General features: G+C 70.6%; 22 protein-coding genes. 11 read left to right on the forward strand and 11 right to left on the reverse strand.

Translation table 11 applies throughout. The annotated features are described in order from the left end of the window. Nucleotides 1–298: 298 nt before the first annotated feature. Nucleotides 299–1,276 carry a GlxA family transcriptional regulator gene (locus HD593_RS12565; RefSeq protein ID WP_185102341.1) on the reverse strand — a complete coding sequence of 326 codons (978 nt, stop codon included), beginning with the start codon at nucleotides 1,274–1,276 and terminating at the stop codon, nucleotides 299–301. A 720-nt stretch (nucleotides 1,277–1,996) separates the two neighbouring features. Beyond that, nucleotides 1,997–2,704, reverse strand: a complete 708-nt coding sequence (lexA, locus tag HD593_RS12570) for a transcriptional repressor LexA (RefSeq protein WP_080046266.1) — start codon at nucleotides 2,702–2,704, stop codon at nucleotides 1,997–1,999. 966 nt (nucleotides 2,705–3,670) lie between these two features. Here lexA and HD593_RS12575 point away from each other — a divergent pair. From HD593_RS12575 to HD593_RS12585, 3 genes are all read left to right on the forward strand, one after another. After that, nucleotides 3,671–3,982, forward strand: coding sequence for a LysM peptidoglycan-binding domain-containing protein (locus tag HD593_RS12575; RefSeq protein WP_185102342.1), 312 nt, complete (start codon nucleotides 3,671–3,673; stop codon nucleotides 3,980–3,982). A gap of 782 nt (nucleotides 3,983–4,764) precedes the next feature. Next, nucleotides 4,765–5,220 carry a transcriptional regulator NrdR gene (gene nrdR / locus HD593_RS12580; protein ID WP_185102343.1) on the forward strand — a complete coding sequence of 152 codons (456 nt, stop codon included), beginning with the start codon at nucleotides 4,765–4,767 and terminating at the stop codon, nucleotides 5,218–5,220. Beyond that, the gene (locus HD593_RS12585; protein ID WP_185102344.1) at nucleotides 5,217–8,033 is read left to right on the forward strand and encodes a vitamin B12-dependent ribonucleotide reductase; all 2,817 of its coding nucleotides are present in this window, start codon (nucleotides 5,217–5,219) and stop codon (nucleotides 8,031–8,033) included. The genes nrdR and HD593_RS12585 overlap by 4 nt, the downstream gene beginning before the upstream one ends. A gap of 83 nt (nucleotides 8,034–8,116) precedes the next feature. Here the strand turns inward: HD593_RS12585 and HD593_RS12590 are convergent, their stop codons facing one another. Then, a complete protein-coding gene (locus HD593_RS12590; RefSeq protein WP_185102345.1) occupies nucleotides 8,117–8,473 on the reverse strand; it encodes a nuclear transport factor 2 family protein in 357 nt (118 codons plus the stop codon). Nucleotides 8,474–8,562: 89 nt separating this feature from the next. Here HD593_RS12590 and HD593_RS12595 point away from each other — a divergent pair, with 89 nt between their 5' ends. Together HD593_RS12595 and HD593_RS12600 are read left to right on the forward strand one after the other, a co-directional pair. After that, on the forward strand, nucleotides 8,563–9,342 hold the full coding sequence (locus tag HD593_RS12595; protein ID WP_185102346.1) for a helix-turn-helix domain-containing protein: 780 nt from the start codon (nucleotides 8,563–8,565) through the stop codon (nucleotides 9,340–9,342). A gap of 48 nt (nucleotides 9,343–9,390) precedes the next feature. Continuing rightward, nucleotides 9,391–9,930 (forward strand): hypothetical protein, encoded by a 540-nt coding sequence (locus tag HD593_RS12600; protein ID WP_185102347.1) that lies wholly within the window; start codon nucleotides 9,391–9,393, stop codon nucleotides 9,928–9,930. Here HD593_RS12600 and HD593_RS12605 read toward each other — a convergent pair. The 4 genes from HD593_RS12605 to HD593_RS12620 all read right to left on the reverse strand — a co-directional run bounded on the left by HD593_RS12605 (nucleotide 9,907) and on the right by HD593_RS12620 (nucleotide 14,566). After that, nucleotides 9,907–10,734: a glycerophosphodiester phosphodiesterase gene (locus HD593_RS12605; protein WP_185102348.1), complete on the reverse strand. Its 828-nt coding sequence runs from the start codon at nucleotides 10,732–10,734 to the stop codon at nucleotides 9,907–9,909. The two genes, HD593_RS12600 and HD593_RS12605, sit on opposite strands and share 24 nt — an antisense overlap. Nucleotides 10,735–10,957: 223 nt before the next feature. Continuing rightward, nucleotides 10,958–13,519 carry a glycosyl hydrolase family 18 protein gene (locus HD593_RS12610; protein ID WP_185102349.1) on the reverse strand — a complete coding sequence of 854 codons (2,562 nt, stop codon included), beginning with the start codon at nucleotides 13,517–13,519 and terminating at the stop codon, nucleotides 10,958–10,960. A 162-nt stretch (nucleotides 13,520–13,681) separates the two neighbouring features. Next, nucleotides 13,682–14,155, reverse strand: a complete 474-nt coding sequence (locus HD593_RS12615) for a TIGR03618 family F420-dependent PPOX class oxidoreductase (RefSeq protein WP_185102350.1) — start codon at nucleotides 14,153–14,155, stop codon at nucleotides 13,682–13,684. A 39-nt stretch (nucleotides 14,156–14,194) separates the two neighbouring features. Further along, nucleotides 14,195–14,566, reverse strand: a complete 372-nt coding sequence (locus tag HD593_RS12620) for an ester cyclase (RefSeq protein WP_246546483.1) — start codon at nucleotides 14,564–14,566, stop codon at nucleotides 14,195–14,197. A gap of 64 nt (nucleotides 14,567–14,630) precedes the next feature. Here HD593_RS12620 and HD593_RS12625 point away from each other — a divergent pair, with 64 nt between their 5' ends. Then, nucleotides 14,631–15,842 carry an amidohydrolase gene (locus HD593_RS12625; RefSeq protein ID WP_185102352.1) on the forward strand — a complete coding sequence of 404 codons (1,212 nt, stop codon included), beginning with the start codon at nucleotides 14,631–14,633 and terminating at the stop codon, nucleotides 15,840–15,842. Nucleotides 15,843–15,901: 59 nt separating this feature from the next. After that, entirely contained in the window at nucleotides 15,902–16,987 is a 1,086-nt protein-coding gene (locus tag HD593_RS12630; RefSeq protein ID WP_185102353.1) for a PrsW family intramembrane metalloprotease, read from the forward strand. 20 nt (nucleotides 16,988–17,007) lie between these two features. Here the strand turns inward: HD593_RS12630 and HD593_RS12635 are convergent, their stop codons facing one another. Continuing rightward, entirely contained in the window at nucleotides 17,008–18,348 is a 1,341-nt protein-coding gene (locus HD593_RS12635) for an MFS transporter (RefSeq protein ID WP_185102354.1), read from the reverse strand. Between the two features lie 46 nt (nucleotides 18,349–18,394). Between HD593_RS12635 and HD593_RS12640 the strand changes: the two genes are divergently transcribed. Together HD593_RS12640 and HD593_RS12645 are read left to right on the forward strand one after the other, a co-directional pair. Beyond that, nucleotides 18,395–18,916, forward strand: coding sequence for a winged helix-turn-helix transcriptional regulator (locus tag HD593_RS12640; RefSeq protein ID WP_185102355.1), 522 nt, complete (start codon nucleotides 18,395–18,397; stop codon nucleotides 18,914–18,916). A gap of 33 nt (nucleotides 18,917–18,949) precedes the next feature. Further along, nucleotides 18,950–19,570, forward strand: coding sequence for a pyridoxamine 5'-phosphate oxidase family protein (locus tag HD593_RS12645; protein ID WP_185102356.1), 621 nt, complete (start codon nucleotides 18,950–18,952; stop codon nucleotides 19,568–19,570). Nucleotides 19,571–19,593: 23 nt separating this feature from the next. On the opposite strand, the gene HD593_RS12650 is transcribed toward HD593_RS12645, so the two are convergent. From HD593_RS12650 to HD593_RS12660, 3 genes are all read right to left on the reverse strand, one after another. Then, nucleotides 19,594–19,761 carry a hypothetical protein gene (locus HD593_RS12650; RefSeq protein ID WP_185102357.1) on the reverse strand — a complete coding sequence of 56 codons (168 nt, stop codon included), beginning with the start codon at nucleotides 19,759–19,761 and terminating at the stop codon, nucleotides 19,594–19,596. Between the two features lie 309 nt (nucleotides 19,762–20,070). Continuing rightward, nucleotides 20,071–20,514 carry a carboxymuconolactone decarboxylase family protein gene (locus tag HD593_RS12655; protein ID WP_185102358.1) on the reverse strand — a complete coding sequence of 148 codons (444 nt, stop codon included), beginning with the start codon at nucleotides 20,512–20,514 and terminating at the stop codon, nucleotides 20,071–20,073. A gap of 113 nt (nucleotides 20,515–20,627) precedes the next feature. Continuing rightward, the gene (locus tag HD593_RS12660) at nucleotides 20,628–21,077 is read right to left on the reverse strand and encodes a hypothetical protein (RefSeq protein WP_185102359.1); all 450 of its coding nucleotides are present in this window, start codon (nucleotides 21,075–21,077) and stop codon (nucleotides 20,628–20,630) included. Between the two features lie 78 nt (nucleotides 21,078–21,155). Between HD593_RS12660 and HD593_RS12665 the strand changes: the two genes are divergently transcribed. Next, nucleotides 21,156–22,253: an MFS transporter gene (locus HD593_RS12665; RefSeq protein ID WP_185102360.1), complete on the forward strand. Its 1,098-nt coding sequence runs from the start codon at nucleotides 21,156–21,158 to the stop codon at nucleotides 22,251–22,253. A 77-nt stretch (nucleotides 22,254–22,330) separates the two neighbouring features. After that, a complete protein-coding gene (locus HD593_RS12670) occupies nucleotides 22,331–22,582 on the forward strand; it encodes a hypothetical protein (protein ID WP_185102361.1) in 252 nt (83 codons plus the stop codon). Nucleotides 22,583–22,594 lie beyond the last annotated feature (12 nt).

Below are 22,594 nucleotides of genomic sequence, written 5' to 3' on the forward strand. Positions count from 1 at the left end.
CCAACGGCCGTGGTGACACGCGGTTCGCCCCACTTGACCCGGCCGCGGGAGCGTTGCGGCCGGCACCTCCACTTGGCACTCGGCCCGATCGGACCCGGTGTAGCGAGGACGTCCCCGGTTAGGTCTCGCGTAGCGGCGTCCCCGGTTTGGTCCGGGGTAGCGGGGACGCCCCCGGTTTTCCCGGTTTGGTTCGGGGCAGCGGGGGATGCCCCCGGTTTGGTCCGGCGTAGCGGGGGCGCCCCCACCTGGTCTGGCGTGGCAGATGGCGGGAGCCCTTGCCGAGGTTGTGGGTGGTCGATCAGGCGGCGGCGGTGCGGAAGCGTCGCCGGTAGGCGGCAGGGGTGGTGCCGAGGCGCCGCCGGAACGCCCGGTGCAACGTCTCCGCCGATCCCAGCCCGCACGCCGCCGCGACCCGGTCGAGCGGCTCATCACCGCCCTCCAGCAGCCGCCGCGCCGCCTCCACCCGGGCCGACTCGACGTACGCGGCCGGAGTGCACCCGGTCTCCTTGCGGAAGACCCGGGCGAAGTGCCGCTCGCTCAGGCAGACCCGTCCGGCGAGCGCCGCCGCCGACAGGTCGGCGGTGAGGTTCGCGGTGATCCACACCCGCAGTTCGTCGAGGTCGCGGCGCTCGGTCGGCGCCTGCCAGAGCGGGACGCTGAACTGGCTCTGCCCGCCCTGCCGCTTGAGGTACATCACGAGCTGCCGGGCGACCGCCAGCGCGAGCCGTTCGCCGTGGTCCTCGGCGACCAGGGCGAGCGCCAGATCCATGCAGGAGCTGATGCCCGCGCCCGTCCACACGTTCCCCGACCGGATGTAGATCGGGTCAGGGTCGACGGTGACGTCGGGGTGGTCGGTGGCCAGCCGGTCGGCCGTGGCCCAGTGCGTGGTGGCCGTCCGCCCCGCCAGCAGACCGGCCGCGGCCAGCAGGTGCGCCCCGACGCACACGGACGCGACCCGGCGGGCATGCCGCGCGGTGCCGGCGATCCAGCCGACCAGCTCCGGATCGATCACCGGTACGCCGTGGCGGTCGACCGCACCGGGCACCACCAGCGTGTCGACCCGATCGCCGACCTGGTCGAACGTCAGGTCGGTGCCGAGCCGCACCCCGGCACTGGTACGTACCTGGCCGCCGTCCGGCCCGGCCAGCAGCACCTGGTAGGGCGTGCGGCCGTCCATCTCCCGGTTCGCGACCGAGAACACCTCCGCGGGGCCGGTGACATCGAGAAGATCGACGCCCGGGAAGACGGCGACAACGACACGGTGCGAAGCAGGCATGCCCCTATTGTCGCCAGAATGCCCCGATGGCCGCCATGACGCGGTTCTGTCACATCCGGACACCACCCACGCGACCTGGAATCATGCCCCACAAGCATGACAAACGCCGCTCCAGCGCATCGCGTCGTGGAGCGACGGAGAACGATCCACGCGAGCCAGCGTTCGGGAACGTTCCAAAATGCCGTCTGGCGCGCAACGCGATACCCAGCGGACTCAGCACTCAACACCCCAGGGCCATGGCGGTGACGGCATCCCCATGGGGGTGATTCGGCGCGCGCCGCTTCACGGCGCGGGCAGTCGGACGCGCGCCCGGACCCCAACCTGTCTCGGCTGAGGTCAGCCACCCGCCTAGGCCGGGCCGGAGTCGGAGATCGCGCCTCGGCCAGGGACACCTCGGCCAGAGACCGCGACCCGCCTCGGTTGGAGACGACGACCCGCCTCGGACGGAGACGGCAGCCCCCTTGCCTGGACACGGCAGCCCTCTCGGACGAAGACGGGACGACGGCCCACCTTGGACGAAGACCGGATGGCGGCCCATCTAGGACGGAGATGGCGGTCCATCTTGCCCAGAGGCGGAAGCGCCTCTCCATTTGAGACGGCGGTCCCCTCAGGCGGAGATGGCGGCCCACCCTCGATTGGAGGCGGAGACGTGCCACCGTTCAGGCCGAACCGGGCCAGGCCAAGCCGACCAGGCCAGGTGCTGACCTGCCTCCTCGGCGGTTAGAGGCGGCGCAGGACCGCTACGACCTTGCCCAGGACGCTGGCCTCGTCGCCGGGGATGGGCTCGTAGTTCGGGTTGTGGGGGACGAGCCACACGTGCCCGTCCTTGCGCTTGAAGGTCTTGACCGTGGCTTCGCCCTCGATCATCGCGGCCACGATGTCGCCGCTCTCCGCCACGGGCTGCTGGCGTACGACCACCCAGTCGCCGTCGGCGATGGCGGCCTCGATCATCGAGTCACCGGCGACCTGCAAGAGGAACAGCGTGCCCTCGCCGACGAGCTGCTTGGGCAGGGCGAAGACGTCTTCGACGCTCTCCTCGGCGAGGATCGGCCCACCGGCGGCGATGCGGCCCACGAGAGGAACGTAGGCGGCCGTCGGGCGGTTGACCGTGGGCTCCTCGTCGGTGGCGTCGGGGTCGACCCAGAGCACGGGCTCGCCCGGGAGGCGGACCTCCAGTGCGCGCGGCCGGTGCGGGTCGCGGCGCAGGTAACCCTTGCGCTGCAGCGCGGTGAGCTGGTGCGACACGCTGGACGTGCTGGTCAGCTGCACCGCCTCGCCGATCTCGCGCATGGACGGTGGATATCCGCGCTGCTGCACCGAGTCGCGGATCACTTCGAGGATCTTGCGCTGCCTGGGCGTCAGGCCCAGGGAGTCTCGCCGGCGCACCGCGAGGTCGCTGACCCCGTTTGCGTCATCCCGCTCGGTCATGCTCTTCCTCCTCGCCTGGAGGCCCGCCTCACCGGCGAACCTCCCGGTCCGTGGTCCTGATGTCGCACACAGCGACCGTATCGCTGTTGAAGATCATCTTCAAACAATTGTTCGAGTCTTCCTCGAAATTGTCGCCAGCGTGGTGTACAACATCGTACGGGAGTTCGATCGACATCGTGTTCGATTTGCTGATCTTTATTTGGCCTTTTCCTCAGGCCACACGGCAGGAGGTCATCCATGCGAACGCCCACAAATACGGACACGACCAGCGAAGACGTCAACCGGCTCACACTGATCGCCGATGCCACGCAGAGTAAGGATCGACGCGCCGACAATACGCGGGTGGGGGCCGCTGTTCGCGGGAATTCCGGCAAGAGGCTGGGGCCCCGTTCGAGTGATGGGGGAAGATCCCATTTGCGCCTCGTCCCGTCACCGCGCGCGGCCGACGAACCGGACACCATCGTCCCGCCGCCCCCGGGGAGGGGCAAGAGGCGGCAAGGGCGGGGTGACGGCGATGACACGGTGGCGGGCCGGCGGTCCGGCGCGAAGGGCGGGGGACGAGGGGCTGGGAACGGAGGGGGTAAGAGCAAGGGCGGACCCGGAGGGACGGCACCGCGAGCCGCCGCTCCGGCGCGCGACGGCGATTCCGGTGAGCGGCGAGGCGACATCCCGGTTGGTCGCCGGGGCGCTGTCTCGGCCGGGGCGGGCCGCGGCTTGGTGCGGATCGGCGGGTACTCCACCCGGATGGGCGAAGGCCCTGGTGGGGTCGGTGGAAGCCCCGCTCGTCGGGGTGGCTCCAGTCGTTACGGGCTCGGCTCTGGTCGCAGGGGCCGCGTCTCAGGGCGGCGGGGCGTCGCGTCGCGGCGGCGCGCCTTCACGCAACGAGGCCGGTCCAGGTGGCGAGGGGTGTTCGGGGGAGCAGGCGTTCCGAGGGGGCGTGGTGTTTCGGGGAGGGGCGCCGCTCCTGTGCGGTTGACCCGGCGGGGGCGGGTCGTGCTGGTGGTGGCTGTGGCGTTGCTGTCCCTGGGTGGGTTCTGGCTCGGGACGCGGGCGGCCGGGCATGCGGAAGTGCGGGTCGTGGTGGCCGGGCAGGCTGGGCTGCCGTGGGTTGAGGTGCACCAGGGGGACACATTGTGGGAGATCGCCGACGCGCTCTCCGCGGGGGATGATCCGGGGGCGCTGGTGGAGGAGATCAAGCGGCTGAACGGCCTGCCCGACTCGCTCATCCGGCCGGGCGCCCGCATCTACGTTCCGAAGGACACTGCGGCCTTACGCTGACCGCTCGCATCCGAGGCCGCGATGGTGTTGACGGGTGGGTGATCAGCCCTCCCATCGGCCGGGACGAGCGGTGGAGGGCGAGCAGCCCTCTTGCGGGCCGGGTGAGCGGCCTCCACGGTCCTGGGGTGCTTCCTCGCACGTCACGGCGCCTGTCCTGTACGGTGGCGCGCCTGCGCGGGGGCTCTATGCACTGCATCGGCCGTCCTGTGTGGTGACGCCTCCTTGTGTGTGGTATCGCCTCGCCCCCTGACCTCGCCCCTGAGCGCGGAGTGTTCGCCCCGTGTGCGGCGACGGTCCCCCCGCGGCGTCGCCACTTGAGCTGCGCCGTGCCGGTCCGCCAACAGGTTCGAACCATCACAGACACCCCGTGAGGCGAGGTGGTGCGCCGGACGCGGTGGGGCCGTTGCGTGGCAGGTCCCCTGGCGCGGAAAGGGTGGGCTGTGTCCTCGGGTACCTTTGTGAGGTTTGTTCACGACCGAGGCTGCAAGCAACCGATGTGACGTCCCGACCTGCGGGAAGATCGCGATCTCCCGGACGACACGCCCGGGACGGATGATGATGGTGGGCTGATCAGCGACTTCAGCAGGATGGTCGCGCTCAACTTGCGTTCATGGTCGCACGCTTCTACGGTTGGACCACAACATCTAGTAGTTACACCGATGTAGTTCACCACACCTTGTGTTTCTGTGACCGCTCCATGGACAGCTGTGGAGTGTGCGCGAGCGTCCCGTCATGGCGGGTGAGGGCGCGTGTGGTGGCCACAGGTTCTTGGAGGCGAAAGCGTGCACTGTCCGTTCTGTCGCCACCCTGACACCAGGGTCATCGACAGCCGCTCCACGGATGACGGCGCGGCCATCAGGCGCCGTCGTACCTGTCCCGAGTGCGGGCGCAGGTTCACCACGCAGGAGACCGTACTGCTGATGGTGAGCAAGCGCAGCGGAGTGACGGAGCCGTTCTCGCGGGACAAGGTCGTCGCGGGCGTGCGGCGGGCGTGCCAGGGCAGGCCGGTCAGCGAGGACTCGCTGGCGCAGCTCGGGCAGCGGGTGGAGGAGGCCATCAGGGCGAAGGGCGCGGCCGAGATCCCCTCCAACGAGGTGGGCCTGGCCATCCTGGGCCCGCTGCGGGAGCTGGACGAGGTGGCCTACCTGCGGTTCGCATCGGTGTATCGCGGTTTCGAGAGCCTGGCGGACTTCGAGGCCGAGATCAAATCGTTGAAGGCGGAGAAGGGGGAGTCATGACGGAGACGGCCAGCGGTTCAGTGGCGCGCGGGGGAAAGCGTCCGCGTAAGGGACTGAAGATGAAGCGGATCTTCACCAAGCCCGGCGTGCACCCGTATGACGAGATCCAGTGGGAGCGCCGCGACGTCGTCATGACGAACTGGCGCGACGGTTCCATCAACTTTGAGCAGCGGGGCGTCGAGTTCCCCGAGTTCTGGTCGGTCAACGCGGCCAACATCGTGACGACCAAGTACTTCCGCGGCGCCGTGGGCACCCCGCAGCGCGAGTGGAGCCTGAAGCAGTTGATCGACCGGGTCGTCGGCGTCTACACCAGGACGGGGCTCGAGAACGGCTACTTCGCCGGCGAAGAGGACGCCGAGATCTTCGACCACGAGCTGAAGCACGCGCTGGCGCACCAGGTGTTCGCGTTCAACTCGCCGGTGTGGTTCAACGTGGGCACGCAGTCGCCGCAGCAGGTGAGCGCGTGTTTCATCCTCTCCGTGGACGACACGATGGAGTCGATCCTGGATTGGTACAAGGAAGAGGGCGTGATCTTCAAGGGCGGTTCCGGGTCGGGGGTGAACCTGTCGCGGATCCGTTCGTCCAAGGAGCTGCTGTCCAGCGGCGGCACGGCCAGCGGGCCGGTGTCGTTCATGCGCGGCGCCGACGCCAGCGCCGGGACGATCAAGTCGGGCGGCGCGACGCGCAGGGCGGCCAAGATGGTCGTGCTCGACGTCGACCACCCCGACATCGAGGAGTTCATCGAGACCAAGGCGCGCGAGGAGGACAAGGTCCGCGCGCTGCGTGACGCCGGTTTCGACATGGACCTGGGCGGCAAGGACATCGTCTCCGTCCAGTACCAGAACGCCAACAACTCCGTGCGCGTCTCCGACGAGTTCATGCGCGCGGTGGAGCAGGGCGGCGACTTCGGCCTGCGGGCCCGCCTGACCGGCGAGGTCATCGAGAAGGTCGACGCCAGGGACCTGTTCCGCAAGATGGCCAAGGCCGCGTGGGAGTGCGCCGACCCCGGCGTGCAGTACGACGACACGATCAACGACTGGCACACCACGCCCGAGACGGGCCGGATCACGGCCAGCAACCCCTGCAGCGAGTACGTCCACCTCGACAACTCCTCCTGCAACCTGGCCAGCATCAACCTGCTGAAGTTCCTGAAGGACGACAACTCCTTCAACGTGGCCGACTTCGTCAAGCTGACCGAGCTGATCATCACCGCGATGGACATCTCGATCACGTTCGCCGACTTCCCGACGGAGAAGATCGGCGAGACGACGCGCGCGTACCGCCAGCTCGGCATCGGCTACGCCAACCTGGGCGCGCTGCTCATGGCGACCGGCCACGCCTACGACTCCGACGGCGGCCGGGCCGTGGCAGGGGCGATCACGTCCCTGATGACGGGTGTGTCCTACCGGCGCAGCGCCGAGCTGGCCGGGGTCGTCGGCGCGTACGACGGCTACGCCAGGAACGCCGAGCCGCACAAGCGCGTCATGCGCAAGCACGCCGCGGCCAACGACGACCTGCGCACGATCGGCTCGATGGACGCCAAGATCCACGCCGAGGCGTCGCGCCAGTGGTCGGAGGGCCTGAAGCTGGGCGAGAAGAACGGCTACCGCAACGCCCAGGCCAGCCTCCTCGCCCCCACCGGCACGATCGGCCTGATGATGGACTGCGACACGACCGGCATCGAGCCGGACCTGGCGCTGGTCAAGTTCAAGAAGCTCGTCGGCGGCGGCTCCATGCAGATCGTCAACCAGACGATCCCGCGGGCGCTCAAGCAGCTCGGCTACCAGCAGGAGCAGATCGAGGCCATCGTCGAGTACATCGGCGAGCACAGCCACGTCGTCGACGCGCCCGGCCTGCGCCCCGAGCACTACGAGGTGTTCGACTGCGCGATGGGCGAGCGGGCGATCGCGCCCATGGGTCACGTCCGCATGATGGCTGCCACGCAGCCGTTCCTGTCCGGCGCCATCTCCAAGACGGTCAACCTGCCCGAGTCGGCCACCATCGACGACATCGAGCAGGTCTACCTGGAGGGCTGGAAGCTCGGCCTCAAGGCGCTGGCCGTCTACCGCGACAACTGCAAGGTCGGCCAACCGCTGTCGGCCGGCGACGGCTCCAAGAAGCAGCAGGAGCAGCCGAAGGAGCCCGAGGTCAAGGTCATCGAGGTCAACCGGCCGACCCGGCGGCGCATGCCGAACCAGCGGCCGAGCATGACCACCCGCTTCACGGTGGGCGGCGCCAAGGGCTACATGACCGCCTCGTCCTACCCTGACGACGGGCTCGGCGAGGTCTTCCTCAAGATGTCCAAGCAGGGCTCGACGCTGGCGGGCGTCATGGACGCGTTCTCGGTGGCGATCTCCATCGGGCTCCAGTACGGGGTGCCGCTGGAGACGTACATGAGCAAGTTCGTCAACATGCGCTTCGAGCCGGCCGGCATGACGGACGACCCGGACATCCGCATGGCCACCTCGGTGATGGACTACATCTTCCGCCGCCTCGCGCTGGACCACCTGCCGTACGAGGAGCGGGCGGCGCTGGGCATCTTCTCGGCGGCCGAGCGGGCGGCGCAGCAGCGCGGCGAGGACCCGGCGGCCCTGCAGGAGACGGTGGACCGGGAGGCGCTGGCCCAGTCGGCGCCGATCGAGGCCGCCCAGCCCAAGGAGGACCCGCAGCCGGCCGTCCAGGAGCTGACGCTGGAGAGCCACCAGCGCTTCACCGCCGACGCGCCGCTCTGCATGACGTGCGGTACGAAGATGCGTCCTGCCGGGAGCTGCTACGTGTGCGAGGGCTGCGGCTCGACCAGCGGCTGCAGCTGAACGGGGCCTGAGCCGCCCATGACGGCTGCCTGAGAAGGGGGGTCCGGATCCAGGTCCGGGCCCCCCTTCGGCCGTCCTGCGGGTCAGAACATGCCGTTCGGGATCCGGTCAGGCTCCGGCACCGGCTGCACGACATCCCAGTGCTCGGCGATCTGCCCGTCCTCCAGCCGCCAGATGTCCACGACGGCGAGGCCGCGCTCCTCGCCCGCCGGGATCAGGTGGTAGTGCAGCATGACGAGGTCGCCTTCGGCGATAACCCGCTTGAGGTCGAGGCGGGCGGCGGCGATGGGCGAGGTCCTGATGAACGCGGTCCACGCGTCCCGCCCCGACGGGTTGCCGGGGCTGTGCTCGACGAAGTCCTCCCGCAGGAGCGGGTGGAGGATGTCGTGGTTGCCGGAGGCGAACTCGGCGAAGGCGTTCAGGATGGTGTCCTTGTTCATGGCCGTCACCCTCGCGGACGCCGCCCGGGACCGTCGATTACATGGCATGTAATGGCGCGGGCCGGGCGGGATGGGTTAGAACGGCACGCATGCGGGACGATCGACCGGTCGGTGAGCTGCTGCGCGAGTGGCGGCACCGGCGCGAGCTGAGCCAGCTGGACCTGGCCATCCAGGCGGACGTGTCGGCCCGTCACGTCAGCTTCGTGGAGACGGGCCGGACGATTCCCAGCCGTTCGATGGTCATCCACCTGGCCGAGCACCTGGGCGTACCGCTGCGCGAGCGCAACCGGCTGCTCGTCGCGGCCGGGCACGCGCCCGCCTACCGGCAGCGGCCGCTCGACGACCCCGACCTCGCGGCGGCACGCGGAGCGCTGGAGCAGGTGCTGCGGGCGCACGAGCCGTTCCCCGCGCTGGCCGTGGACGACCGGTGGAACCTGCTGCTCGCGAACTCGGCGATCGAGATCTTCCTGGACGGGGTCGACCCGGCGCTGCTGGAGCCGCCGGTCAACCTGATGCGGCTGGGCCTGCACCCGGGCGGGTTCGCGCCGCGGCTGCGGAACCTGGCGCAGGTGCGCGGGTTCCTGCTGCCGAGGCTGGCCCGGCAGGTGGCGCGTTCCGGCGACCCGGAGCTGAGCGCGCTGCTGGAGGAGGTACGGGAGTACGGGGACGACGGCGGCCCCGTGGCGGACGCGCCCACCGACATCGCCCTGCCCATCAGGATCGAGCACCGGGGACGGGAGCTCTGCTTCTTCAACACGATCACGACGTTCGGGGCGGCGTTCGACGTGACGCTGGAGGAGATCGCGCTGGAGGCGTACTTTCCCGCCGACGCCGAGACCGCCCGGCACCTGCGCGGGGATGTCCAGTAGCGGACAGCGGCATGGATCGGGCGCGCTCCGGTCGGTCATGCTCCCGTTATGAGGCGGATCGCGGTGCTCGCCGTGGTGTTCGGAGCGATGCTGTACGGGGTGCACAGGCTGGCCATGGTGGCCGTCGCGCGGCTGATCGGCAACGAGAGCATGATCGTCGGGCTGGACTGCTGCCTCGACTACCACCGGAACACTCCGGACCCGTGGGGCAACGTGCTGGTGGCCGTGTCCGGAGTGCTCGCCACGCAGGTGGTGGCCTGGGTGGCCATCGGGCTGCTGGGGGCGCGGCGCGGCTCCGCCCGGGTGCTGGCGACGCTGGCCGGCACCGCGTTCGCGGTGAGCCCGTTGTTGCAGCTCATCGTGTACGCGGTGTGGCACTGGGCGGAGCGGGACTACGTGGCGGTGATCGACTACCTGATGGACGCGACCGGGCTGCCGGAGATGGCACTGATGGCGGCGATGCTGGGACTGTTCGCGGGGTACGCGCTGATCTTCTGGCTGGCGCTGCGGGGGGCGTGGGACCGGGCCGCCATCACCCCGGTTCCCGCGCCCGGTCGCGGCAGCTCAGGAGTCGAGGACGTCGCGTAGCACGTCGGGGCGGTTGGTGATGATGCCGTCCACCTTGTAGGCGATCATGCGGCGCATGGCCGTCGGGCTGTCGACGGTCCAGGTGAGGACGTCCAGGCCGAGGGCGTGCACGCGGCGGACGTACGAGGCCGTGAGCGTCGTGTACGGCGGGTTGATCTGGTCGGCGAACTCGGCCAGCCCGGGCAGCTCCCCGGTCGAGGGCGTGCCGAGCAGCCCGATCGGCACCTCGGGCAGCAGCCGGTCGAACGTGCGCATCGAGTCCCAGTCGAACGACTGCACCACCAGCTTGCCCGGCGCCAGCCAGGCGGGGTGGCGGCGCAGCTCGGCGGCGATGCGGGCCTCGATCCCCGCGTAGCGCTCCGGGGCCTTGATCTCCAGCAGCAGGCCCAGGCCGGAGCCGCTCATCTCGCGCAGCGCCTCGCCGAGGGTGGGCACGCGCTCGCCGTCGTACTTGCCGGACAGCCAGGAACCGGCGTCCAGCTCGCGGATCTGGTCGAGCGTGAGGTCGCCGACGTTCCACGGGGACAGGCCGGGGAAGACCTGCTCGGCGTCCGTGGTGCGGGACAGCGTCGTGTCGTGCATCAGGACCAGCTCGTGGTCCTTGGTCTCCTGGACGTCCAGCTCGAACAGGTCGGCGCCCTGCGTGGCGGCCAGCTCGAACGCGGCGATCGTGTTCTCCGGGGCGTAGGCGGAGGCGCCCCGGTGGGCGATGTCGAGGACGGTCGCGGCGCCGGCGGGGGTGGCGAGGGGGAGGATGGTGAGGGAGAGGGAGGTCGCGATGAGGACGGCGAGTCGCCTGAACATGGGTCTCCTCGGCTGGGGAGAGACAACGACTCGACGGTGACAAGATCGCGTGACTTGGAGTTGAGAGCAGAGTAACGCTGTGGCGCCGCGCGGGTGAGCATTCGACACGCGAACGCCCCGACCAGGGCGCTCAGGACCCCCGCCAGGTCCGGCCCGGCGCGGCGGCAGAGGGGGATGCCGGGGCGGGGCGCTGGTGGGCGGCCCCGCCCCGGCGGCTGGAGAGCTAGCGCAGGCCCGCGTCGAGTGCGGTGGTCAGGGTGCCCGAGTCGCCGGACATCTCCCAGATCATCGCCCCGAGCAGCCCCTTGCTCCGCAGCCAGGCCGCCTTCTTGCCGATCGACCAGGCGTCGTCGAACGTCCACCACTGCCCGCCGTCACCGGTGAAGCAGTACGTGGCCACCGCCTGCTCGTCATGCCTGACCGTGCAGCCGGGCACCATGGCCAGCAGGTTGGTGTAGCCGCGGGTGCCGGCCTCCTCCTGGAACTGGCCGGGCGCGGCGCCGCCCGCCTGCTGCCACTCGCCGTACCTGCCGCCGTCGGCCACCCGCTGCCAGCCGCGGCCGTAGTACGCCAGGCCGATGGTCATCTTGCGGGGGTGGACCCCGGCCTGGAGGTAGACGTCCACGGCCTTCTCGACGCTGAAGTCCGGGTCGTACGGGCTGTCGGGGTCGAGGTGGAGGTTGCCCTGGTGGCCGGTACGGTTCGGCTCCCAGGAGTTGTCGCTGCCGGCGCCGTGGAAGTCGTACCCCTGCACATTGAAGATGTCCAGAGATTTCGCGACTTCGGGGAGGTCCCAGCCGGCGGCGATCTTGGCCGGGTCGGCCGGAGTGAACGCCGTGAGCTGGTATCGCCTGCCCGTCGTGGCCGTCAGCGCGTCGAGCTGGCGGCGGAACTCGGCGATCAGCAGCGTGTTGTTCGCCTTGTCGGCCGGGCTGACGTGGTTGCCCGGATGCCCCTCGGCGCCCGGCCACTCCCAGTCGAGGTCGATGCCGTCGAAGACGCCCGCCGCCGTGCCGGGGCCGCCCGCGCCGTTGTAGGCGGGCAGGTTGCCCTTGATGTAGATGTCGATGCAGGACGCCACGAACTTCTTGCGCGCCGCGTCCGTGGCCGCCACGTCGGAGAAGTACTTCGAGTACGTCCAGCCGCCCAGCGAGATCAGCACCTTGAGGTGCGGGTGCTTGGCCTTGAGCTTCTTGAGCTGGTTGAAGTTGCCGCGCAGCTTCTCCCAGCCGGTGTCCGCCACGCCGTCCACCGACTGCGCGGCGCTGAACGGCCGGCCGTAGTCGGCCTCGGCGTCGCCCGCGCCGTCGCCCTGGTTCGGGTCCTGCGGGTCGGTGCTGGTTCCCTTCGTGACGCCCTGCAGGCAGGTGAGGTTCTGCGGGTCGATGTTGGCGAAGGCGTAGTTGATGTGGGTCAGCTTCGCCGCCGCGCCGGTGGTGTCGAGGTTGCGGACGAAGTACTGGCGGCCGTAGATGCCCCATTGCACGAAGTATCCGACGCGGGCGTAGCCGTTCTCGACGAGGTCCGCCGTCGTCACCTTCACCGTCGCGCTGCCCGGCGAGAGGTTGTCGTACAGGTCGCGGGCCCGCACGGAGAACGTGTACTCGGTGGAGGGCGACAGCCCGGAGACGACCGCCGTGGTGCCGGAGACGGTCGTCGCCACGGATGAGCCGACATAGACGTCATAGCTGGCGATGCCGGAATTGTCGGAGGAGGCCGCCCAGGTCAGCGTGACGCTGGACGACGTTCTCGCCGTGCTGCGCAGGTCGCCCGGCGCGGCCGGCGGCTGCGTGTCGTCGGACGGGTTACGGGTGGTGACCGCCAGCGGCGTGGACGCCGGTGACAGCGTGCCCTTGCGGTCCTTGGCCTTGACGGTGAACGTGTACGCGGTCGAGGGCGTCAGGCCGGAGACGGTCGCCGTGGTCCCGGTGACGGAGGCGGCGACCGAGGAGCCGTTGTAGACCTCGTACCCGGTGATCGGCAGGCTGCCGGGTGCGGCGGCGTCCCAGGCCAGCGTGACGGTCTTGGTGGTCCTGGCGGGGGAGCGCAGGTTCCCGGGCGCGCCCGGCGGCGCGTCGGGGCTGCCGTCGCAGTTGACGTCGTTGATCCGGCAGCTCACCGGCTCGGCGCCGGCGGTGCTGACGGTGAAGGACGGGCTGTACGGCTCGGTGGTCGCGCCCGCGTTCACGGTCGTGTTGTAGTGCGCGGGCGTGAGCGTCACCGTGTGGCCGCTCTGACTGAGCGAGGCGTGCTGGGCGTTGCTCGCGGTGACCCCGGCCGGGAGGTCGAACACGATCGTCCAGCCGTTGAGCGGGGCCGTGCCGTTGTTGGCCACCACGAACCTGGCCGCGCTCCCGTTCACGTCGTACGTGGCGCTGACCGGCGGCTTGGCGGGCGGGTCGCCGCCGCTGCCGTCGCAGTTCGCCCCGTCGATCAGGCAGCTCACCGGCTGGACGGCGGAGCTGAGCGTGATTCTGGGGCTGTACGGCTCGGTGTTCCGGCCCGGTTGCACGGTGTTGATGTAGAAGGCGGGGGTGAGGGTGACCTTGGTGCCGTTCTGCCTGATGGTGGCGTTCTGCGGGCTGGAGGCGGTGACTCCGGAGGGCAGTTCGAAGACGATCGACCAGCCGGTCACGGCGGTCGTGCCCGGGTTGCTCACCACGAACGTGCCGGTGGTGCCGGACAGCGTGAACGTGGCGACGAGGCGGCTCGCGGCCTGTGCCGGGAAGGTGCACAGGGCGATGATCACGAGGACGGCGATCAGGGGGGTGGCTAATCGGCGCACGTCGGAGACCTTTCATTAAAGAAAGTTTCCTAACAATTAGCCGGATCGTAAGCCCGCCTCGCACGCCTGGCAAGGCCCCGCCGCGCACCCGACACGGTGGCGGGACAAGGCTCCGCCGCTACTGGCGCGGTGGTGCCGCAGGTGCTCGCCGGGTGGCGTGACTCAGCTGACGGCCAGTGCGGTCCCGTACAGGCGTGACACCCGAAGCCGGATCACCAGCCGCCGATCGCTCACCATCTGCCGCAGAAAGGCCGGCTCGCGCATCGGGTCGGCGAGCGGCGGCTGCATGCCCAGCAGCTCCAGCCCCACCTCATCGCCCGGTTCGAGGCTCACGGGCGACAGCTCCGCCTCGCCCTCGGCCACCGCGAACGACCGGAAGTCGTCGCTGGCCACGTAGAGCGAGCAGCGCGGATCCTTCTGCAGCTGCCGCACCTTGAGCCGGTCGGCGATGGTGGGGATCCGCACCACGCGCTGCCGCGGCTCCCAGGTGTACGCCACGGTGGACAACTGCGGCCGCCCGTCGGCCTTGACCGTGGCCAGCGCGCCGAAGCGCTGCTCGGCCACCAGGTTCGACAGCTCCTCGTCGCTCAGCGACCCGGGGCCCGGGGCCGCGCCCGGACCGTGGTTCTCCGCCATCCACCTGCCCCCGTGAATCCCCCTGTAAATCGCGAAATATCACCCTATACCGAGCTGGCGAGTGAACGTCTGCGCGTCCGAGATCACCCAGTACTCGGCGAACCGCCCGTCCCTGGCCCGCAGGATGTCGTGCCCGCTGAACGCGATCCTGGTGCCCTCCGCCGCCGTCGCGCCGGGCAGCCCGCCCCGGTACGCGCCCGCGAACGTCCACCTGGCCGACACCAGATCCCCGTCCACGATCGGCCCCACGTCCAGCGTGACCTTGACGTCGTCGAACGGCGCGTGCCCCTGCCGCAGCGCCTCGACCAGACCGTCGGGGCCCGACACCGTCATGCCCGGCCAGTGGCCGGTGAAGTCGGAGGTGACGAGCTCGTACGCCAGCTCGAACTCACCGTTCCAGAGCTCGAGCAACCATCGTCTGTACAGATCCGAGATCATCTCGGCCCCCTACCCATCCACCGGTAGGTTACGAGTCATGAATCTTGCTATTACCAGCGGATATGTTGTGCCCGTCGACGGCGACCCCATCGACGGCGGAACCGTGCTCATCCAGAACGGGAAGATCGCCGCGGTCGGCCTGGACGTGGCCGTGCCGGACGGCACCCCGGTCGTGGACGCCGCCGGCGCCTGGGTGCTGCCCGGCTTCGTGGAGGCCCACGGCCATCTCGGCGTGCACGAGGAGGCCGAGGGCTGGGCCGGTCAGGACACCAACGAGATGACCGACCCCAACGGCGCCCGGCTGCGCGCGCTCGACGCCATCAACCCGGCCGACCTGGCCTTCGGCGACGCGCTGGCCGGCGGGGTCACCACCGCGGTGATCAAGCCGGGCTCGGCCAACCCGATCGGCGGCCAGACCGTGGCGCTCAAGTGCTGGGGCAGGTCGGTGGACGAGATGCTGCTCAAGGAGCCGGTGAGCGTCAAGAGCGCGCTCGGTGAGAACCCCAAGAGGGTGTACGGCGACCAGAAGAAGCTGCCCGCCACCAGGCAGGGCGTGGCCGCGGTGATCCGTGACGCGTTCATGAGGGCGCAGGACTACCGGGCCAGGAGGGCCGCCGCCGAGCAGGAGGGCAAGCCGTTCGACCGCGACGGCACGCTGGAGATCCTGGCCCGCGTGCTGGACGGCGAGCTGCCCTGGTGCCAGCACACCCACCGGGCCGACGACATCGCCACCGCGCTGCGGCTGGCCGACGAGTTCGGCTACCGCCTGGTGATCAACCACGGCACCGAGGGGCACCTGCTGGCCGACACGCTGGCCGAGCGGAACGTGCCGGTCATCATCGGCCCGCTGCTCGGCAGCCGGTCGAAGGTCGAGCTGCGGCAGCGCTCGCTGCGCAACCCCGGCATCCTCGACCGGGCGGGCGTCGAGGTGGCGATCACCACCGACCACCCCGTGGTGCCCATCCACTTCCTGGTGCACTCGGCCACGTTCGCGGTCAGGGAGGGGCTCGACCCGGCGGCGGCGCTGCGCGCGATCACCGTCAACCCCGCCCGGATCATGGGCCTGGACGACCGGGTGGGTGCGCTGCGGCCCGGGCTCGACGGTGACGTGGTCATCTGGTCCGGTGACCCGCTGGACGTCATGAGCCGGGCGCTGAAGGTGTTCATCAACGGCCGGGAGGTGTACGCGTACACCGATGGTGAGCCCGTGGTGGCGGATCCCTACTACCGCGATTCAAGCAACCGTTAAGCGCTTGTAGATGCGTGGCGCGCATAGTGGGCGAACCCAACGGGAAGAGAGGCATCACCATGACTGCTCCCCCGCTCGCCCAGCGCCCCAGCAAGGCCCTGCTGATCGGCCTGGTCGTCTCCGGAGTCCTCGCGCTGGCCGTGCTGGCCATCATGCTGTTCTCCGGCGGGCCCGTCGGGTTCGGCCTGTCGGCGCTGCTGGCCGTGGCGCCCCTGCCGGTGCTGCTCGCGGCCGTGCTCTCGCTCGACAGGCTCGAACCCGAGCCGAAGCTGCACCTCGCCTTCGCCTTCGCCTGGGGCGCGGGGGTGGCCATCGTGGCGGGCATCGCGCTGACGCTGGTCGGCCAGGAGTTCTTCGTCAGGGCGGGCTACACCTCCACCGCCGTGGAGAACATCGGCGCCGTCGTGCTCGCCCCGATCGTGGAGGAGGCGCTCAAGGGCTCGGCCCTGTTGCTGCTCCTGCGCCGGCGGGCCGAGATCGACGGGCTGACCGACGGCATCGTGTACGCCTCCATGGCCGGCCTCGGATTCGCCGCCGTGGAGAACGTCGGCTACTACCTGCTGGCGTTCGGCGAGGACGGCGCGGGGGCGGCCGTCCAGCTCTTCGTGCTGCGCGGGCTGATCGACCCGCTCGGCCATCCCATCTACACCTCCATGATCGGCCTCGGCGTCGCGTACGCGCTGACCCGCCGCAACCCCGCCAGGTACGCCGCGATCCCGTTCGGCTACGTGGGCGCGGTCTTCCTGCACGGCCTCTGGAACGGCGCGGCCACCACCGGCTCGCTCGAGTGGGTGGGCGTGGCCTACCTGGTCATCATGGCGGCCCTGGTGCTGCTCATCGTCGTGACGGTCGTCGAGCGCCGGCACCTCATCGCCAGGATGGCCTTCTACCTGCCCGCGTACGGCCAGACGGGGCTGGTCAGCGACGCCGACGTACGGATGCTCACCACGCTGTCCGCGCGCAAGGCGGCCCGCAAGTGGGCCAGGGGAGCGGGGCTCGGCCAGGCCATGAGCGATTACCAGCAGGCGGCCACCGAGCTGACCATGCTGCACCTGCGGGCCGAACGGCAGGGCGTGGAGCCGCGCAGGTTCGCCATGGAACGCGACGCCCTCCTCGGCGCGATGGCCCGCGCCCGCCGCTGGTAGAAGGCCGGTAGAAGCGGGACTCAAGCCCGGACGAGCAGCGCGGCGAGCGCCGTGACGCCCGTCAGCACCACGCACCCGGCCACCGCGACCACGGCCCCCTGCCCGGGCCCGAGGCCCCCGACGACCGCCGCGACCCCGGCGGCCCCCAGCGACGACCCGATGTACCTGGCGGTGTTGTTCGCCCCGGAGCCCATGCTCACCCGATGCGCGGGCACGCTCTCGATCGCCAGGTGCGTGATCGAGGAGTTGATCAGCCCGGATCCGATCCCGCTCACCGCCAGCCCGCCGACGACCAGCGGCAGCGAGAGCGAGAAGCCCACCCCCAGCAGCCCGGTGAACCCGGCCGCGCTCAGCCCGAGCCCGAGGGCCAGCCGCCCGGCGGCCCGCAGCGGCACGAGCCCGCCCATCAGCGAGGCCACGACCGACAGCCCGGACCACACGCAGAACAGCAGCGCCGTGTCGAGCGGCGTCAGCCCGTGGACCGTCTGCAGCACGGTCGGCAGGTAGCTGAGCAGCCCGACCACCGCCGCCCCCACGACCACCGCCCCGCCGGTCGCCACCAGGAACACCGGCCGCCGGAACAACTCCAGGTCCAGCAGCGGCTCGGCCCGCCGCCGCTCGACCGCCACGAACGCCCCCACCAGCACCACGGCCAGCACGAACGCCACGAGCACGACCGGCCGCGTCCACCCGGCCCGCCCCTCGGTCACCCCGGCGACCAGCGCCGCCACGCCCAGGCTGAGCAGCACCACCCCGGGCACGTCGAACCTGCGCGGCACCGCCGAGCGAGACTCCTCCAGGGTCCGCGCCGACGCGGCCGCCAGCACCAGCGCGCCGGCCGCCATCACCCAGTACGCCGACCGCCAGCTCGCCACCGTGGCCAGGACCCCGGACAGCAGCGGCCCCACGGCCGTGCCCAGCCCGATCATGGCCCCGTACCGCGCGGTCGCCCGCACCCGCCGCGCGCCAGTCGGGTAGGTGTGCCCCACGATGCCCAGGCTCGCGGCCAGCATGGCCGCCCCCGCCCCGCCCTGCACCAGCCTGGCCAGCACGAACACCGGCACGTTCGCGCTGAGCGCGGCCACGACCTCGGCGGCGCCCATCACGGAGGTCCCCGCCACGAGCACCCGCCTGCGCCCGTGGTCGTCGGCCAGCCCGCCGGCCACCAGCAACAGGGAGGCCAGCCCGAGCGCGATCGAGCCCAGGATCCACACCGGCCCCGTCGGCCCCGCTCCCAGCGACGCGGCGGTCTGCGGCAGCGTCGCCATCGGCAGCGTGAAGTTGGTCAGCACGAGCAGCGGCACCGACGAGGCCACGGCGAGCGTCCACGGGCGCACAGTCGGTTCAGTGATTGAACTCATGGCGCGCAGACTAGCACGGTTCGGTGAATGAACTAGCATGGACCGCATGGCACTCGGCAAGAACTACGAAGGTCAGCGCTGCGCGCTGGCCAGCGCCCTGGAGGTGATCGGCGAGCGCTGGACGCTGCTCATCGTCCGCGACGCCATGTACGGCGTGCGCCGCTTCGGCGACTTCCAGGCCCACCTCGACATCCCGAAGGCGGTGCTGTCGCAGCGGCTGGCCGCACTCGTCGAGGCCGGCGTGCTCGAACGCCGCCGCTACCAGGAGACGCCACCCCGAGACGAGTACGTCCTGACCCCCGTCGGCCACGAGCTCTGGCTGCCCGTGCTGGCGCTGGCCCAGTGGGGCGAGCGGAACCTCGCCACGCGGGGCCCCCTCCGCGTGTTCCACCACGTGATCTGCGGGGGCCGGCTGGAGCCCACGTCGTACTGCCCGACCTGCGGCGGCACCGTCAAGCTGGAGGACGTCGAGATGCGGCCCGGCCCCGGCCTGGCCGCCGACACGCGCAAGGATCAGGTCAGTCTCGCCCTTCGGACGCCACACCGGATGCTCGACCCGATTCCCTGACAAAATGGGGTGTTACCCCCGAAGGGAGATCACATGAGCTGGGCCGAGATCGGGTCGGAGGCCGAGCTGCGCGAGCTGCTCGGCGAGGTCATGCCGAGGGCCGCGACCAAGGAACGGCAGCGCCTGCACGAGCGCGACCGCGAGTGGCTGGCGGCCTCGCCGTTCTGCCTCATCGCCACCTCGGACGAGGCGGGCAACTGCGACGTCTCGCCCAAGGGTGACCCGGCCGGTTTCGTGCACGTCATCGACGACACCACGATCGCGATCCCGGACCGCCCGGGAAACCGCAGGGCGGACGGATTTCTCAACATCCTGAAAAATCCGCACGTGGGGTTGATCTTCATGATTCCCCGCAGGAACGAGACCCTGCGCATCAACGGCCGGGCCCGGCTCGTCCGCGAGGCCCCGTTCTTCGACGAGCTGATCGTGAAGGGCCACCGCCCGCACCTCGCGCTCGTGGTCGAGATCGAGCAGATCTTCTTCCACTGCGCCAAGGCGTTCCTGCGCTCGGCCCTGTGGAAGCCCGACTCCTGGGCCCCCGACACGCTGCCGTCGCACGCCAGGCTGGTCAAGGAGGTGCAGCCGGTCGAGGAGAGCCTCGAACAGCTGGAGAGCTACTACGGCGAGAGCTACGCCAAGCGCCTGTACGGCTGACGCCCGCACCCCCGCTCCGGCCCTCAGGCGGCCGGAGTGGGCCCCCCGGGGAAGCGGATGACGTTCCTGCCGGTGTAGGCGTGCAGATCGATCACCTTGGGATCGGCGGGGGGCTTGCGGCGGCCGGCCGAACGGATGTCGCGGATCTTGTGCCGCGCGACGGGTGGCGGCACCACCACAAGCCTCTTCATCGTGAGCCCCCCGTGATGTTCCTGTTATCTCTGTTATCTATCGATACCCCCGTAAGCTCTGTGTAAGGAGCACGTCAATAGGGAAGCCTGCGACCCGCCGGCGAGCGTAGATCCAGCTCGGCCGGCCAGGTGCGCCGCTTGGCCGCGGGCCTGGCGATCCTGACGCGTTTCATGGTCTCCCCCTTCCGAAGCGCGTCCGCGCCGCTTGGAGGCGGCATGACGGGCGCTGGACGCCCGCCATGCGCGCCAACCTAATCCGGGCAGGCGCGCCCGCTCAATGCATTTCTACGGACGAGCGGGGGCTCCCGGTCAGTGGCCGGGGGTCAGGCGCGCGGTGACGCCGATCCGGTTCCAGGCGTTGATCATCGCGATGGCCGCGATGAGCAGCGCGAGCTGCTTGTCGCTGTAGTGCTCGGCGGCCTGCCGCCACACCTCGTCCGGCACGGCCTCCCGGTCGGGCAGCCTGGTCGCCTCCTCCGTCAGCGCCAGCGCGGCCCGCTCCGCCGGGGTGAACACCGTGGCCTCACGCCACGTCACCACCGACCACAGCCGCTCGTCGCTCTCACCGGCCTTCTTCATGTCACGGCTGTGCATGTCCACGCAGTAGCCGCAGCCGTTGATCTGGCTGGCACGCAGCTTGACCAGCTCGATCGTGGTGGTCGGCAGCTCGCTGTCGTGCAGCAGCTTCTCGACCGCCAGGAAGTGGTGGTAGAGCTCGGGGACATGCTGGGCGACATTGATCCGCTGGGTCATGTGAACCTCCTAGGTTTCGTCGTACGCACGAGCAGGACGGGACAGCCCGTCCCGTTGTGACAGTTACGGCGAAAAAGGTTCGGCTGGACCGTCAGAGGATCCCCTACCCCCGATCAGCCGTCGCAGTTGCCCCAGCTCTTGCGCCCGCCCCAGGCCGTGACGCGGTTGCCGGGGTCGCGGGTCCAGCCCTCGTACCTGACGCACTTCCAGGCGCCCTCGAGGTGCCCGGTCTCGGCGTAGTACTTGTAGCGCTGCACGTCCTCGCTGCGGCCGCCGCCCCGGACCTCCAGGTAGGCGCCGGTGACCGTGCGCCTGCCGGCGTAGGCCGTCTTGATCGCGGCGACGCAGTTCTTGCCGCTGCGCTTGCTATACATCAGGTACACGTGGCCGAACACGGCCCCGTCGCGCGTCCGCATCGCGCGGTGCCCGTCCTTGACCCGGTGGAAGCCCTTGCCGCAGACGCGCTCGGGGCTGTACGCGGCCGAGGCGGCGTACGCGGAGGACGGGACGGCGGCGATGCCGGCGGCGACGAGGGTGGCCGCGAGGACCGAGCGGAGGAGCACGAGCTTCCTTTCGAAGGGGTATGTGGGCAAGGCTGATCTTTACTGTGTCTTGACCGGAATTTCAAGGAGTGCTGGTAGATGCCGTTGATCGCGATCTGCGCGGCGTGGGCCGTGTTCTGGGGGTCGTGGTCGGCCCTGCTGCCCGCCATCAAGCTGGAGCTCGGCCTCACGGCCGGCGACCTCGGCCTGGCGCTCAGTGCCGTACCGGTGGGCGCCCTGCCGGCGATGACGCTGGCCGGACGGCTTGCCAGGGGACGCGAACGCGGCGCGCTGGCGGCGACCATGATCCTGTTCGCGCTCGCCGTGGCCGCCATCGGGCTGGCCCAGGACGCCTGGCAGCTCGCGCTGGCCCTGCTGCTCGTCGGCGCCACCAGCGGCGCCCTCGACATCGCGCTGAACCTGGCCACGGGACGTGCCGAGCGTGAGACCGGCCGCCGCCTCTTCCAGCCGGTGCACGCCGCCTTCCCGGTGGCGGTCATCGCCGCGGCCCCGCTCACCGGCCTGGCCCGCTCGTACGGGCTCGGCGTCGCCACCGTGCTCCTGATCATCGCCGTGATCGTGGCCGCCACCTCGCTCACCCTCCTGGCCCTGCCCCTGGGGCGCGGGCTGCCGGAGCCGGGCAGGGGCGACGGGCGGCGGTTGTGGGGCGCGGCGGTCGTCCTGGGGGTGCTGGCCGCCTGCGTCCTGATCATCGAGAACTCGGTGGAGCAGTGGTCGGTCCTGCTGCTGGAGGAGCACCGGGGAGCGACGCCGCTGGTCGCCAGCGCCGCGCCCGCGGTCTACATGGCGGCGCTGACGGCCGGGCGGCTGGTCGCCCAGGCGCTGCCCAGGACGCCGCTGAACGTGTTGTTCCTGGTGGCGGGCGCGGGCGGCGGCGCCGGGATCGCGCTGGCCGGGCTCGGCGGGGGAGCGCTGGTCTCGCTGGCCGGGTTCGGGCTCACCGGGCTGGCGCTCGGGCCGGTGGTGCCCGCCCTGCTCAGCCGGGCCGCGGCCGACGACCCCAGCGGGACGATGGTGTGGGGGGTGTCCACGATCTCGTACACGGGGTTCGTGGTGAGCCCGCTGCTGGTGGCGGGGCTGAGCGGGTGGCTCGGGCTGCCCGCCGCCCTGGCCGCGCTGGGCCTGCTGGGCCTGCCCCTCGTCGCCCGGGCCGCGTTCGAGCGTGCACGAGCCTGAATATGGTGCTTTCTTGGGGAAAAGAGACCACGGATCCGGGTATCCCCCCGGGCGGATCGACTGCGAAGGGGATCACCATGGCTGTCTGCGAGACCTGTGGTAACGACTACGACATGGCCTTCGAGGTGCACGCGCAGGGATCGGTGCACACCTTCGACTGCTTCCAGTGCGCGATCGAGGCGATGGCGCCCATCTGCGAGCACTGCGGCACCAAGGTCATCGGGCACGGCGTGCAGTCGGGCGAGCACTGGTACTGCTGCGCCCACTGCGCGCGTGAGGAGGGCACCAAGGGCATCGTCGACCGCGTCATGGCCGGTACCACGGCCTGACGACGGGGCCTG

It is taken from the genome of Nonomuraea rubra (assembly GCF_014207985.1).
In the GTDB taxonomy this organism is placed as follows: Bacteria; Actinomycetota; Actinomycetes; order Streptosporangiales; family Streptosporangiaceae; genus Nonomuraea; species Nonomuraea rubra.